The organism is Pseudonocardia ammonioxydans (assembly GCF_900115005.1).
GTDB lineage: Bacteria > Actinomycetota > Actinomycetes > Mycobacteriales > Pseudonocardiaceae > Pseudonocardia > Pseudonocardia ammonioxydans.
This window is the reverse complement of sequence record NZ_FOUY01000017.1, coordinates 49,868-63,160: the sequence shown is the minus strand read 5'-3', so window position 1 is coordinate 63,160 and position 13,293 is coordinate 49,868. Positions and strand designations below refer to the sequence as shown.

Below are 13,293 nucleotides of genomic sequence, written 5' to 3'. Positions count from 1 at the left end.
GATCAGCGCCGGGACCGGCCGAGCGCCTCCCGCCAGGGCACCGTCGTCCCGGTCCGCAGCACCGAGCGCTCGTAGATCCGCGCCCCCACCCAGGCGAGCACCGCCACCGCGGCGAGCATCAGCCCCACCGTCCCGGCGATCTGCAGCCCGGTGGCCGACCCGTCGGCGATCCGCAACGGCATCAGGATCGCCGAGAACGGCGGGATCCAGGAGAGCACCACGGCGAGCGTCGCGTCCGGCGAACCCACGTAGTAGAACGCCGCCCCGTAGAGCACGAACAGGCTCAGCATCAGCGGCCCGGCCGTGGAGTTGACGTCCTCCTGCCGCGACACCATCGAGCCCGCGGCCGCGTACAGCACGGCGTAGAAGGCGAACCCGAGCACGAACCAGCCGAGCACGCCCGCGAACACCCCGACCGCGGTCCCGGTCAGGGTCAGCACCCCGGACCCGATCCCCGCGGCGAGACCGACGACGCCGTAGAGCACGAGCTGCAGCAGCCCGACCGTGCCGATCCCGATGACCTTGCCCCACAGCAGGTGCAGCGGCCGGATCGTGGACAGCAGCAGCTCCACCACCCGGCTGGACTTCTCCTCGACGACTCCCATCGCCACGTACGTGCCGAAGCCGAGGATCTGGCCGAACAGCAGGAACAGCGCCACCAGGCTGAGTGCGGTCCGCTGCCCGGCCTCGGGGTCGGGCGGGTCGAGGGCGTCGACGGTGAGCACCGCCGGTGCGGTGCCGCGGTCCAGGGTGGACGGATCGACACCGAGCCCGGTGAGGGCGGCGTCGCGGGACTGGCGTTCCAGCGCGGCGTCGAGCACCGCCCGGAGCCCGGCCGGGACCTCCTCGTCGACGATCGCGACGGCGCCGTCGGCCGCCGGGACCAGCGCGACCTCCAGCTCACCCGCCGCCACCGCGTCGCGCCCGGCCTGCGCGGAGTCGAGCGCGCGCACGTCCACCGGCAGGCCGAGCCGGTCACCGGCGCCGGTCACCGCGGCCGCGAGCGGCCCGGCCCCGGCGACGCCGATGCCCGGGCGCTCCTCCTCGCCGGCGCCACCGAACACGGCGAACGCGACGATCCCGCCGGCGATGACCAGCAGCACGATCACGTTCGAGATCACGAAACTCTTCTTCACGACCTGCGCGCGGAACTCGCGCCGGGCGACCAGCGCGATCGCCCGGGTCGCGGGCAGCGGGCCGGTCACGCCACGACCTCCCGGTAGAGGTCGGTCAGCGATGGCGTGCGCAGCGTGAACCCGTGCACCGGCCCGGTGGCCAGCGCGGCGGCCAGGACGTCCTGGTCGTTCGCGTGCCGGTCGAGCAGGAGCGTGGTACGGCCGTCGAGCGTGCCGTCGACGGTCACCCCGGGCAGGCCGTCGGCCCAGCCCCGCGGTGCGGCCGGGGCGTGCACCTCGAGCCGGACGCCGGCGCCGCGGCGCACCTCGGCGACCGCCCCGACGGTGCGCATCCGGCCCGCGACGATGATCGCGACCCGGTCGCAGAGCCGTTGGACGAGGTCGAGCTGGTGGCTGGAGAACAGCACCGGCACCCCGGCCCGGGCCTTCTCCCGCAGCACGTCGCTCATGACGTCGACGGCGACCGGGTCGAGCCCGGAAAACGGCTCGTCGAGCACCAGCACCGCCGGGTCGTGCACCAGGGCCGCGGCCAGCTGGACGCGCTGCTGGTTGCCCAGGCTCAGCGCGTCGACCGGGTCGGTGAGCCGGGCGGCGATGCCGAGGCGCTCGGCCCAGCGGGCGGTCGCGCGCCGGGCGGCGGCCCGCCGCAGCCCGTGCAGCTCGGCCAGGTAGGTGAGCTGCTCGCCGACCTTCATCTTCGGGTACAGCCCGCGTTCCTCGGGCATGTAGCCGATCGTGCGGCGCACGTCGAGGTCGACCGGGCGGCCGTCGAGCCGGACCTGGCCGGAGTCGGCGGCGAGCACCCCCAGCGCGATGCGCATGGTCGTGGTCTTGCCGGCGCCGTTGGAGCCGACGAACCCGAGGATCTCCCCGGGACGGACGTCGACGCTCACCCCGTCGAGGGCGACCGTGTCCCCGTAGCGCTTGGTGATCGTGTCGATCTCGAGCGCGCCGTTCCCGTGTGTCACGCCGGCCCCCCGAGGAACAGCGAGGCGATCAGGAACCCGGAGGCGTTGAACACCACGTGCGTGACGACCGCCGGCCAGACCGAGCGGGACCGCTCGTAGAGCAGTGCGCACACGATCCCGAGCACGAACGCGATCACCAGGATGACGTTCACCCCGTGCGCGATCGCGAAGAGCGCCGCGCTCGCCGGGACCGCGACCCACACCCCGTAACGGCGCAGCGCGCCGTAGCCGATGCCGCGGAACAGCAGCTCCTCGGCGAACGGGACGAGCAGCGCGCCGGTGAGCATGATCCCGGCCAGGGTCAGCGCGTCGTCGCCGGCCAGCGCGTCACCGAGGAAGGCCTGCGGGTTCGACAGGTCCCCGGTGAGCTGCTGGTAGGACCAGCCGACCCCGATGGCCAGTACCCGGGTCACCAGGCCGGCCGCGACACCGAGCAGCAGCCAGCGCGGTGCGGCGCGACGCAGCCCGATCGCGGCAGGCCACCGCACCCGCAGGGCCAGCACCGCGAACGCGGTCGCCAGCGTGGCGGCGCCGGTGAGCGCCAGCAGTGGCACGGCCGCGGACTCCAGCGACTCCATCTCGGCGACGAGGACCAGGGTGAACCCCGCCGCCGCGGTCAGCACCAGGTAGATCGGGACCGCGGCCAGCAGCTCGGTCCAGCCCACCGACGGGCGTCCCGGCCGCCCGGTGCCGGGCGGCGGCGCGGGCGGGACGACCCCCCTCGCGGTCGTCCCGCCGGCGGGCGCAGCGGCCGTGCCTGCGTGGGGTGCAGCGGCTGTGTCGGTATCGGGAGTGCCGGCGTCGGGTGCGCCGGAGTCGGATGTGCCCGCGTCGGATGTGCTGCTGTCGGGCACCCCGCCGCCGGTGCTCGCCGCCCCGGCCGGGCCGGTGCTGCCGGTCTCCGCCGGCATCCTCGTCCGGTTCCCCGTCATCCTGCCCCCTCCTCCGCGCCGTCGACGGCATCGACGCTAGGCGCCGAGGGGGTCGTTCCGGATCGGCGCGGAGGACGAGATCGGGGGCGGTCGCGTCTCGTCCGTGAGGACGACGGGGGAGCGGGGGAGCACCGCGTCGACCGTCCATCCCGGACCGCCGGTGGTCCCGGCGTGCAGCCGTCCGCCCAGCAGCGAGACCCGTTCGCGCATGCCGACCAGGCCCAGGCCGGAGCCGTGGGCGTCCGGGCGGTGGCCGGGTACCGGGCCGTCGTCGCTGACCCGGACCGACACCTGCCCGGGGTCGTGCGCGAGCCGCACCCGGGTCGGCGCCGGCCCGGCGTGGCGGAGCACGTTGGTCAGGGCCTCGGTGAGGATCCGCTGGGCGAACAGCTCGGGGTCACCGGGCGGGTCCGCCGGGGTCCCGGACACCTCGACGGTCACCGGCAGCCCGGCCGTCCGCGAGGCGGCGACGAGCCGGTCGACGCCCTCGGCGTCGAGGACGACGCCGTGCGCGTCGGGGGTGAGCCCCGCGAGCTCGGGGAGCGCGGCGGCGACCCGGCGGCCGGAGGCGGCGATGTGCGCGAGCGCCTCGTCGCGCACCTGCGGGTCGGCGGCCATCCGGGCGGCTCCGGCCTGCACCGCGATCGCGGACACGTGGTGGGCGACGACGTCGTGCAGGTCCCGGGCGACCCGCAGGCGTTCCTGGGCGACGGCGTCGCGGTCGTCGACGGCGCTGCGCTCGCGGCGCTGCCGGTCGGACTCGCGCCGTTGCCGGCGGACCAGCACCCCGGCGATCCAGAACGGCACCACCCAGATGTAGGCCAGCGCCACGATGAGCCCGTCGGCCGGGCCGGACCAGGTGGAGGACAGCAGCGTCCCGGTGAGCACCGCCGACGTGCCGGCCAGGACCGCAGGCCCCGACCACCGGGCCGGTGCCCGCGACGCCGCGCCCCACACCAGCAGCAGCCATCCGGTGTCGGCGACGAGGTTGGCGCCGCCCAGCGACGCGGCGGTCAGCGAGCCCGCGGCCGAGACCAGCATCGCGACGATCGGGGCGGTGCGCCACCAGGCGATCGCGGCGAACTGTGCGGTGACGGCGAGCAGCACCACCGGGGTGCCGAGCGACGGCAGCTCGATGTAGGCGAGGAGGCGGTCGATCGGCGGGTCCCCGGTGCGGACCGAGGGCAGCGCGCCCAGCGGGAGGGCCACCGCGAGGAGGACGCCCAGCACGATCAGCCCGGCCTGGTCGGGCAGCGGCGGGACGCGGCGGCGCGTCCGTCGCGGGACGGCCACGGGCTGCCGGCCGAGCGCGGCCGGTGCGGCCGGCGGTCTCGGGGCCGTGCTGCCCGGACCGTCCACCACGGCGTCGCGTTCCGCGCCGGGGACAGCGGAGTCGCCCGCCGGGCCGCGGCCGGGGGCCCGCTCCTCGGCGGCAGGACTCTCTGCGGTGGGGCTCTTGGCGGCGGGGCCCTCGGTGGCGGGGCCCTCGGTGGCGGGGCTCTGGGCGGCGGGGCCCTCGGCAGCTCGCTCGTCGGCGGCAGGGTCCACGGTGGCATGGTCCGAGGCGGCAGGGCCCACGGTGGCATGGCCCGCGGTGGCATGGCCCGCGGTGGCGGGGTCCTCGGCCGGCGCCCGCAGCACGCCGAGCACCCGCCGCATCGCCGCGAGCACCGTCCGCGCCTCGTCGCGCAGTCCGCGTAGGTCCACCTCGCCGTCCCGGCCCGCGGGCCGGCCCGTGGCCGTGTCCGGGCCCGGGTCCGGGGCGACGGCGGCGGTCCGGTCGACCAGCCGGTGCAGGCCGGCGAGGACCCCGCTCCCGATCTCCTCGGCGATCCGGGCCCGCTCGGTCCGCAGGGCGGCGGCCCGCCGGGTCTGCTCGGCCACCCGGCGCTGCTGCGCGGCCCGGCGGGTGCCGTAGCGGGTGTAGCGGCCCGCGGCAGCACCGGCCAGCACGAGCAGCCCGACGCTGAGGCCCAGGCCGGTGGCGAGCCCGGCCCGCGTCGCCAGGTCCGCCGACGTCCCGCCGCCGACCACCCCGGCCGCGACGAGGCCGCCGAGGGTCGGCGCCACCAGCCACCCGGCGGCCCGGCCCGGCGCGCGGGCGACCGCGAAGGCCAGCACGGGCCAGGCGTAGCTCGCGAACGCGCCGATCGCCCAGAACTCGGTGACGGCGACGACCGGCAGCAGCGCGTACGCCCGCCGCGGCCGGAACCGGCGCAGCAGGACGAGCCCGGCCTGGGCGCCGGCCAGGACGATCCCGGCGGCGACCGAGACGGCTCCGGTGGCCGTGGGGTGGAGCAACGGCGCCGCCGTGGTGACCGTGCCGACCACCTCGACCATCGCCATCAGGAACACGCCGGCGGCGAGCGCCGCGTCACCGGCCCGCGAGCCCGGCACCGGTCCCGGCGCGTCAGCCGCCGGCACCGGCCGCCCCCACCAGCCCGTGCTCGTAGGCGAACACCACGAGCTGCACCCGGTCGCGCAGGTCCAGTTTGGTCAGCAGGTTCGACACGTGCGTCTTCACCGTGGTCGGGCCGAGGACGAGGCGCCCGGCGATCTCGGCGTTCGACAGCCCGGCCGCGACCAGGCCGAGGACCTCCCGCTCGCGCTCGGTGAGCGCCCCGGCCGGTCCGCCGTCGGGCTCCGGTTCGGCCGGGACGAACGACCCGACCAGCCGCCGGGTCACCGACGGGGCGAACAGCTCGTGACCGGCGTGCACGGTGCGCACCGCGACGTGCAGGTCCTCCGGCTCGACGTCCTTCAGCACGAACCCGGACGCCCCGGCCCGCAGCGCGTCGTAGACGTGGCGGTCCAGATCGAACGTGGTCACCACCAGCACCCGGATGGCCGGGTCGCGCAGTGCCCGGATCCGCCGGGTGCCCTCGATGCCGTCGGTGCCGGGCATCCGGACGTCCATCAGGACCACGTCCGGGCGCAACGACTCGGCCAGCTCCGCCGCCGCGCCGCCGTCGGACGCCTCGCCGACCACCTCGATGTCCGGTGCCGCCGCCAGTACCGTCCGCAGCCCCGCCCGCACGACCGCCTGGTCGTCGGCCACCACCACCCGCACCGTCATGGGCTCATCCTCGCAGGCGGCCCGCAACCGCCAGGTCGACAGCGTGCCGGTACCCTTGCGGCCCGACGCATCGCACGTCCCCGCGACGCGCCGCCCGCTCCGTGAGCCGTGGCGCCGTCGTCCCCGGGTGCCGGTGCGGTGACCGCAGGACCGAGACCGCTATGCACGCAAGACCGCTATGACCCGACACCCCTCAGGAGAGCGCGCACGTGGCGACCACGAACGACCTCAAGAACGGCCTGGTGCTGAACCTCGACGGCCAGCTGTGGACCGTGACGGCGTTCCAGCACGTCAAGCCGGGTAAGGGCGGTGCCTTCGTCCGCACCACGCTGAAGAACGTGATGACCGGGAAGACCGTCGACAAGACCTTCAACGCCGGGACCAAGGTCGACACCGCGACGGTCGACCGCCGCGACATGACCTTCCTGTACCGCGACGGCGACGACTTCGTGTTCATGGACGGCGACACCTTCGACCAGATCCCGATCCCGGAGAAGGCCGTCGGCGACGCCGCGCGGTACCTGCTGGAGAACGCGGTCGCGCAGGTCTCCTCGCACGAGGGCGAGCCGCTGTTCGTCGAGCTCCCGGCCTCGGTCGAGCTGGTGATCTCCCACACCGACCCGGGCGTGCAGGGCGACCGCTCCACCGGCGGCACCAAGCCCGCCACCCTCGAGACCGGTGCCGAGATCCAGGTCCCGCTGTTCCTGGAGAGCGGCACCAAGGTCAAGGTCGACACCCGGGACGGCCGGTACCTCGGCCGTACCTCCTGAGCCGGGCGATCTGACGTGCGCGCACGCACCAAGGCCCGCAAGCGGGCCCTGGACATCCTGTTCGAGGCGGAGGCCCGCGAGGAGGCCCCGCTGGACGTGCTGACCGCACGCCGCGAGACCGACGACGCCCCGCCGGTGCAGGACTACGCGATCCGCCTCGTCGAGGGCGTCGCGACCCACGCCGGGCGCATCGACCAGCTGATCGCCGAGCACGCCGTCGGCTGGTCGGTCGACCGCATGCCCGCGGTCGACCGCGGACTGCTGCGGATCGCGGTCTTCGAGATGCTGTGGGTGGACGACGTCGACGACCCGGTCGCCATCACCGAGGCGGTCGAGCTGGCGCGGACACTGTCCACCGACGACTCCCCGCGCTACGTCAACGGGGTGCTCGGCCAGATCTCGGACATCGCCGAGCACCTGCGCGCGACGCTCTGAGTTGAGGCTGCCCCGACCCGAGGCTCTGCCCCGAGGCTCTGACCCGAGCCGGGTGCCCCGAGGCCGGGTGCCCCGAGGCTCTGACCCGGGCGGAGCTCCGGCCCGGGCGGGCCGGTGGCGGCCGGGAGACTGTGCGGATCCCCGCCGCCACCGCCCGTTCGGGCGCCGGGCGCGCCACCCTTCCCCTGGGGCGCGTCCGGCGCTGGTCCGATCATCCCACGGGATTGCCGGGCCGTGCCTCGGGAGGCAGGACGCCCCACTCGATGAGCTGGTCGGTCAGCTCGCCGGGCGACATGTCGTAGATGATCGCGAGCGAGCGCAGGTCCTCGGCACGGATGGACAGCACCTTGCCGTTGTAGTCGCCGCGCTGGCTCTGGATGGCCGCGGCGTAGCGGGCGAGCGGGCCCACCTTGTCCGCGGGGAGCTGCTGCAGCCGCTCCAGGTTGATCACGATCTTCGTGGCCGGCTCGCTGCCGGACGGGATGCGTCCCTCGGGGAGCAGCTCGGCCACCGGGACCCCGTAGAAGTCGGCCAGCTCGGCCAGCTTCTGCACGGTGACCGCCCGGTCGCCGCGCTCGTAGGAGCCCACGACGACCGCCTTCCAGCGTCCGCCCGACTTCTGCTCGACGCCGTGCAGCGACAGCCCCTGTTGCTGCCTGATCGCCCGGAGCTTCCCCCCGAGCGCCTTGGCGTAGTCGCCCATCGATCCCCTCGTTCCTACGGTCCGTGCCGGCAGCCCCGCCCGTCGATCACCGGCGGTGTGCCGGGTGGTGGCCGGGTCGTCGCCCCTGTGGGTGGTTCCCGCCCGGGCCTGGCGGCGCCGGTACCACCGGCGGGCGCCCGGCTCCCCGGCCGTCGCGCTCGCCCCGATCCCTGCTACACGTTCCCTGATTGATACGGAGAGTAATCCTCCGGGTCCGGTCCGGCGCGGTCAAGTTCGACCCCCTGCTCGGGGGGTTGACGAGCGCTTTCCCACACGAACGGGGCAGTCCTGCATCCCTCGTCAGCGGTAGCGCTGGGTGTGGATGCCGGGCTGGTACCACCCGCCCCTGTGGGTGTCATGGGCAGAACCGGGGATCGCAGTGGGGCCGCGGGCCGCCGCCGCGGCCACTGCGCATCGTGACCGGAACGTGACCTCGTCCGGGTGACGGGGGAGCGGTGCAGCGCACATGTGACGCGGTGCGGCCGGGCCCGCGTCACACCGTGCCGGTTGCTAGTTTGGCCGGGCAACATCGTCCTTTAAGCCCGTCCGGTGAGGCGGGGAAGGAGCATCTCTCGTGGCGCAGAACCGCCGCGGGGACGTCGGTGCCCGGGATTCCGGGCGCGAACAGCAGCCCGGCCGGGAACTGCTCAGCGCCGCCGACGTCACCCGCACCATCGCCCGCATCGCGCACCAGATCATCGAGAAGACCGCCTTCGGGCCCGACGGCTCCGATAACCTGGTGCTGCTCGGCATCCCGACCCGGGGCGTCCACGTCGCCCACCGCCTGACCGCGGCGATCGCGGACTTCACCGGCGTCGCACCGGCCGTCGGCTCGGTGGACGCGACCCTCTACCGCGACGACCTGCGCCGCGGCCCGGCCCGTGCACTGGAGTCGACCGCCATGCCCGAGGGCGGCGTCGACGACAAGCTGGTCGTGCTCGTCGACGACGTCCTCATGTCCGGGCGCACCACCCGGGCGGCACTCGACGCGCTGCGCGACGAGGGCCGCCCGCGCAGCGTCCAGCTCGCCGTCCTGATCGACCGCGGGCACCGCGAGCTGCCGATCCGCGCGGACTACGTCGGCAAGAACGTCCCCACCTCCCGCTCGGAGCAGATCCTCGTGTCGCTGGCCGAGACCGACGGCAGCGATGGGGTGTGGATCGCCCAGGAGGAGGACCCGGAACCGGGCGGCGCACAGCCGGGCGGCTCGGGTTCGGGCGATCAGGGGGACGGCGCATGAGGCACCTGCTCTCCGCCGCCGACCTCGACGCCGGCGAGGCGACCGCGCTGCTCGACACCTCCGACCGGCTGCGCGAGGCGCTGCTCGGCCGGGAGGTGCGCAAGCTGCCGACGCTGCGCGGGCGCACCGTCGTCACCATGTTCTACGAGAACTCCACCCGCACCCGGGTGTCGTTCGAGATCGCCGGCAAGTGGATGAGCGCGGACACGATCAACGTCTCCGCCTCGGGCTCGTCGGTGTCGAAGGGGGAGTCGTTGCGGGACACCGCGCTGACGCTGTCCTCCATGGGCGCCGACTGCGTCGTCGTCCGGCACCCGGCGTCCGGGGCGGCGCACCGGCTGGCGCACTGGGGCGGGACCGGGCCGAGCGCAGGCGGAGCGGGCATCGACACCGGCGGGGCCACCACGGGCACCCCGACGGCGATCGTCAACGCCGGCGACGGCACCCACGAGCACCCCACCCAGGCCCTGCTCGACGCGGCCACCCTGCGGGACCGGCTCGGCGGGATCGCCGGGCGGCGGATCGCGATCGTCGGCGACGTGCTGCACAGCCGGGTCGCCCGGTCGAACGTGCTGCTGCTGGCCACCCTGGGCGCCGAGGTCGTGCTGGTCGCACCGCCGACGCTGCTGCCCACCGGCGTCGACACCTGGCCGTGCCGGGTCTCCTACGAGCTCGACGCCGAGCTGCCGGCCGTGGACGCGGTGATGATGCTGCGCGTGCAGGCCGAGCGCATGCACGGCGGGTTCTTCCCCTCGGCGCGCGAGTACGCGGTCCGGTTCGGACTGTCCGAGGACCGGGCCGCGCTGCTGCGCGAGGGCGCCGTGGTGCTGCACCCGGGCCCGATGGTGCGCGGCATGGAGATCGCCCCCGCCGTCGCGGACGCGCCGAACTCCGCGGTGCTCGCCCAGGTGCGCAACGGCGTGCACGTCCGGATGGCCGTCCTCTACCACCTTCTCGCGGGAGCGCCCGAGTGAGCCAGCTGCTGATCACCAACGCCCGGCCCTACGGCGAGGACACCGTCGACGTCCTGGTCACCGACGGGGTCGTGGAGACCGTCGCGGCCGGCCAGTCCGCGCCCGAGGGCGCCGAGGTGCTCGACGCGCGGGGTGCGGTCCTGTTGCCCGGCTTCGTCGACCTGCACGTCCACCTGCGCGAACCCGGTGGCGAGGAGTCCGAGACGATCGAGACGGGCTCGCAGGCCGCGGCACTCGGCGGGTTCACCGCCGTGTTCGCGATGCCGAACACCGACCCGGTCGCCGACTCCGACGTCGTCGTGGAGCACGTGTGGCGACGCGGCGCCGAGCTCGGCCTGGTCGACGTGCACCCGGTCGGCGCGGTGACCGTCGGCCTCGGCGGGGAGCGGCTCGCCGAGCTCGGGACCATGGCGGACTCCCGCGCCGGCGTCCGGATGTTCTCCGACGACGGCCGCTGCGTGAACGACCCGCTGATCATGCGCCGGGCGCTGGAGTACGCCTCGGCGCTGGACGTGGTCATCGCCCAGCACGCCGAGGACCACCGGCTCACCGGCGGCGCGCAGGCGCACGAGGGCGCGGTCGCCGCCCGGCTGGGGCTGGCCGGCTGGCCGGCCACCGCCGAGGAGACCGTCGTCGCCCGCGACTGCGCGCTGGCCCGCGAGGCGCGGGCGCGGCTGCACGTCTGCCACATCTCGACGGCGCGCACGATCGACGTGCTGCGCGCGGCGAAGGCGCAGGGGGTGCAGGTCTCGGCCGAGGTCACCCCGCACCACCTGCTGCTCACCGACAGCCGGCTGTCCGGCTACGACCCGGTGAACAAGGTCAACCCGCCGCTGCGCACCGCCGAGGACACCCGCGCCATGCGCGAGGCACTGGCGGAAGGGGTGATCGACGTCGTCGCGACCGACCACGCCCCGCACGCCGCGCAGTACAAGGACACCGAGTGGCAGGCCGCGAAACCGGGCATGCTGGGCCTGCAGACGGCGCTGTCGGTCCTGATCGAGACCATGGTCGAGCCCGGCCTGCTGGACTGGCACGGCGTCGCGCGGGTGCTGTCCGAGCGCCCCGCGGAGATCGGCCGGCTGCCCGACCAGGGCCGTCCGGTCGCGGAGGGCGAGCCGGGGACGTTCGCACTGGTCGATCCGGACGCCGTCTGGACCGTGCGGGGCGCGAACCTGGCGAGCAAGGCGGCGAACACGCCGTACGAGGGAATGCGACTGCCCGGATCGGTGGTCGCGACGGTGTTGCGTGGCCGCATCACCGCGCAGGACGGGAAGGTAGTCAGGTGATGGGGGCAGCAGGTAACGGGCCGAGTCCGCGGGGCGGGGAGAACACCACCGCGCTGCTGGTGCTCGAGGACGGGCGGATCTTCCGCGGTGAGGCGTACGGGGCGACCGGCGCGACGTTCGGCGAGGCCGTGTTCACCACCGGCATGACCGGGTACCAGGAGACGCTCACCGACCCGTCGTACCACCGCCAGATCGTGCTGCAGACCGCACCGCAGATCGGCAACACCGGGTGGAACACCGAGGACGACGAGTCGTCGTCCATCCAGGTCGCCGGCTACGTGGTGCGCGACCCGGCGCGCCGGCCGTCGAACTGGCGCTCCACCGGCTCGCTGGAGGACGCGCTGCGCGGGCAGCGTGTCGTCGGGGTGGCCGGGATCGACACCCGCGCCGCGGTGCGCCACCTGCGCGAGCGGGGCGCGATGCGGGCCGGGATCTTCTCCGGGGACGCCCTGGCGCCGGACGACGAGCTGGTCGAGCAGGTCCGCCGCAGCCCGCAGATGGAGGGGGCCGACCTCTACGGCGCCGTCACCACCGGTGAGAGCTACGTGGTCCCGGCGGCCGGCGAGCGCCGGTTCGTCGTCGCCGCGCTCGACGTGGGGATCAAGTTCAACACCCCGCGGATGATGGCGGCGCGGGGCATCGAGGTGCACGTGCTGCCCGCCTCCAGCACGATCGAGACGATCGAGTCGCTGCGCCCGGACGGGTTCTTCCTGGCCAACGGCCCGGGGGACCCGGCCACCGCCGACGGTCCGGTCGCGCTGACCCGCCAGGTGCTGGAGCGCCGGATCCCGCTGTTCGGGATCTGCTTCGGCAACCAGCTGCTCGGGCGCGCGCTCGGGCGCTCCACCTACAAGCTGCGCTACGGCCACCGCGGCATCAACATCCCGGTCGTCGAGCACGCCACCGGCCGGGTCGCGATCACCTCGCAGAACCACGGCTTCGCCGTCGCGGGGGAGGCGGGCGAGGAGTTCGACACCCCGTACGGCCGCGCGCAGATCACCCACACCTGCCCGAACGACGGCTGCGTAGAGGGCATGGCCGGGATCGACTTCCCGGCGTTCTCCGTGCAGTACCACCCGGAGGCGGCGGCCGGCCCGCACGACGCGGCCGACCTGTTCGACCGGTTCGTGCAGCTCATGACGGACAACCCGGTCGGCTACGCCGGTGTGGCCGGGCAGCGGCCCGCCGGGGTCGAGCCCGCGCCGTACCCGGACCCGGAGGAACTGCCGGACGGTGACCCGGCGGCCCCGTCCGCGACCCCGGCTGCACCCTCGGCCGCGGCCGCACCGTCGGCCCCGGCTGCACCCGCGACCCAGGCCGCACCGTCGGCCCCGGAGCCGGACGCGCCGCCGGCCACCGGTTCGTCGGCCACCGCCGCGCCCGCCGGCACGGCGCCGGGCGGCGCCCCGTCGGGAGCCGCCTCCGTGGGCAGCGCGTCGTCTGCCGCCGCAGCCGGCAGCGCACCGTCCGCCGCCGGTGCGGGCTCCTCGGCGTCGGGTGCCGCACCGGCGATGACCGCGCAGCCCTCGCCGTCGGCGCCGCCGTCGGCCACCGCGGCCCCGTCGGTCGACCTGTACCCGGCCGCCCCGCCGGCGAGCTCCGGGGCGGCGCCGATCGCGCCGCACAGCCCGGAGGAGCCGCGCCCGGCCGGGGACGCCGGCGCCGGCACGCGCCCGGGGCCCGCCGCCGGACCCGACGCCGCCGACCACACCACCCGGCTGCCGGTCAGCCCGGCCGCCGCGTCGGCCGAGCCCGGCGGTCCCGCCGGTG

At 75.4% G+C, this 13,293-nt stretch carries 11 protein-coding genes and 1 pseudogene; 6 read left to right on the top strand and 6 right to left on the bottom strand.

Translation table 11 applies throughout. The features are described 5' to 3' along the window. Window positions 1-2: 2 nt before the first annotated feature. The 5 genes from BM093_RS17415 to BM093_RS17395 all read right to left on the bottom strand — a co-directional run bounded on the left by BM093_RS17415 (window position 3) and on the right by BM093_RS17395 (window position 6,112). The gene (locus BM093_RS17415; protein ID WP_093344514.1) at window positions 3-1,205 is read right to left on the bottom strand and encodes an ABC transporter permease; all 1,203 of its coding nucleotides are present in this window, start codon (window positions 1,203-1,205) and stop codon (window positions 3-5) included. Continuing rightward, window positions 1,202-2,104, bottom strand: a complete 903-nt coding sequence (locus tag BM093_RS17410) for an ABC transporter ATP-binding protein (protein WP_093344511.1) — start codon at window positions 2,102-2,104, stop codon at window positions 1,202-1,204. The genes BM093_RS17415 and BM093_RS17410 overlap by 4 nt, the downstream gene beginning before the upstream one ends. After that, a complete protein-coding gene (locus BM093_RS17405) occupies window positions 2,101-2,769 on the bottom strand; it encodes a CPBP family intramembrane glutamic endopeptidase (RefSeq protein WP_177238537.1) in 669 nt (222 codons plus the stop codon). The genes BM093_RS17410 and BM093_RS17405 overlap by 4 nt, the downstream gene beginning before the upstream one ends. 303 nt (window positions 2,770-3,072) lie before the next feature. After that, window positions 3,073-5,460, bottom strand: coding sequence for a sensor histidine kinase (locus BM093_RS17400; protein ID WP_093344504.1), 2,388 nt, complete (start codon window positions 5,458-5,460; stop codon window positions 3,073-3,075). Further along, window positions 5,447-6,112: a response regulator gene (locus tag BM093_RS17395; RefSeq protein WP_093344500.1), complete on the bottom strand. Its 666-nt coding sequence runs from the start codon at window positions 6,110-6,112 to the stop codon at window positions 5,447-5,449. The genes BM093_RS17400 and BM093_RS17395 overlap by 14 nt, the downstream gene beginning before the upstream one ends. A gap of 209 nt (window positions 6,113-6,321) precedes the next feature. On the opposite strand from BM093_RS17395, the gene efp reads away from it, so the two are divergent. Beyond that, the gene (efp, locus tag BM093_RS17390; protein WP_093344496.1) at window positions 6,322-6,882 is read left to right on the top strand and encodes an elongation factor P; all 561 of its coding nucleotides are present in this window, start codon (window positions 6,322-6,324) and stop codon (window positions 6,880-6,882) included. 15 nt (window positions 6,883-6,897) lie between these two features. Continuing rightward, the gene (gene nusB / locus BM093_RS17385; RefSeq protein ID WP_093344493.1) at window positions 6,898-7,317 is read left to right on the top strand and encodes a transcription antitermination factor NusB; all 420 of its coding nucleotides are present in this window, start codon (window positions 6,898-6,900) and stop codon (window positions 7,315-7,317) included. 211 nt (window positions 7,318-7,528) lie between these two features. Here the strand turns inward: nusB and bldD are convergent, their stop codons facing one another. Further along, window positions 7,529-8,020: a transcriptional regulator BldD gene (gene bldD / locus BM093_RS17380; RefSeq protein WP_093344491.1), complete on the bottom strand. Its 492-nt coding sequence runs from the start codon at window positions 8,018-8,020 to the stop codon at window positions 7,529-7,531. A gap of 574 nt (window positions 8,021-8,594) precedes the next feature. Here bldD and pyrR point away from each other — a divergent pair. From pyrR to carA, 4 genes and pseudogenes are all read left to right on the top strand, one after another. Beyond that, complete coding sequence (pyrR, locus tag BM093_RS17375; RefSeq protein WP_093344489.1) at window positions 8,595-9,260, top strand: bifunctional pyr operon transcriptional regulator/uracil phosphoribosyltransferase PyrR; 666 nt, start codon at window positions 8,595-8,597, stop codon at window positions 9,258-9,260. Then, a complete protein-coding gene (locus tag BM093_RS17370) occupies window positions 9,257-10,234 on the top strand; it encodes an aspartate carbamoyltransferase catalytic subunit (RefSeq protein WP_093344487.1) in 978 nt (325 codons plus the stop codon). Before pyrR ends, BM093_RS17370 begins: the two co-directional genes overlap by 4 nt. Next, window positions 10,231-11,523, top strand: a complete 1,293-nt coding sequence (locus BM093_RS17365) for a dihydroorotase (RefSeq protein WP_093344485.1) — start codon at window positions 10,231-10,233, stop codon at window positions 11,521-11,523. The genes BM093_RS17370 and BM093_RS17365 overlap by 4 nt, the downstream gene beginning before the upstream one ends. Then, window positions 11,523-12,662, top strand: a pseudogene (gene carA / locus BM093_RS36655) (glutamine-hydrolyzing carbamoyl-phosphate synthase small subunit); the annotation flags it as partial. The gene BM093_RS17365 and the pseudogene carA, both read left to right, overlap by 1 nt. Between the last annotated feature and the right edge of the window lie 631 nt (window positions 12,663-13,293).

What these genes read in the sequence shown, in the direction of transcription:
- BM093_RS17395 (WP_093344500.1), bottom strand. Translation starts at nt 6,112, where the DNA reads ATGACGGTGCGGGTGGTGGTGGCCGACGACCAGGCGGTCGTGCGGGCG.
- bldD (WP_093344491.1), bottom strand. Translation starts at nt 8,020, where the DNA reads ATGGGCGACTACGCCAAGGCGCTCGGGGGGAAGCTCCGGGCGATCAGG.
- BM093_RS17370 (WP_093344487.1), top strand. Translation starts at nt 9,257, where the DNA reads ATGAGGCACCTGCTCTCCGCCGCCGACCTCGACGCCGGCGAGGCGACC.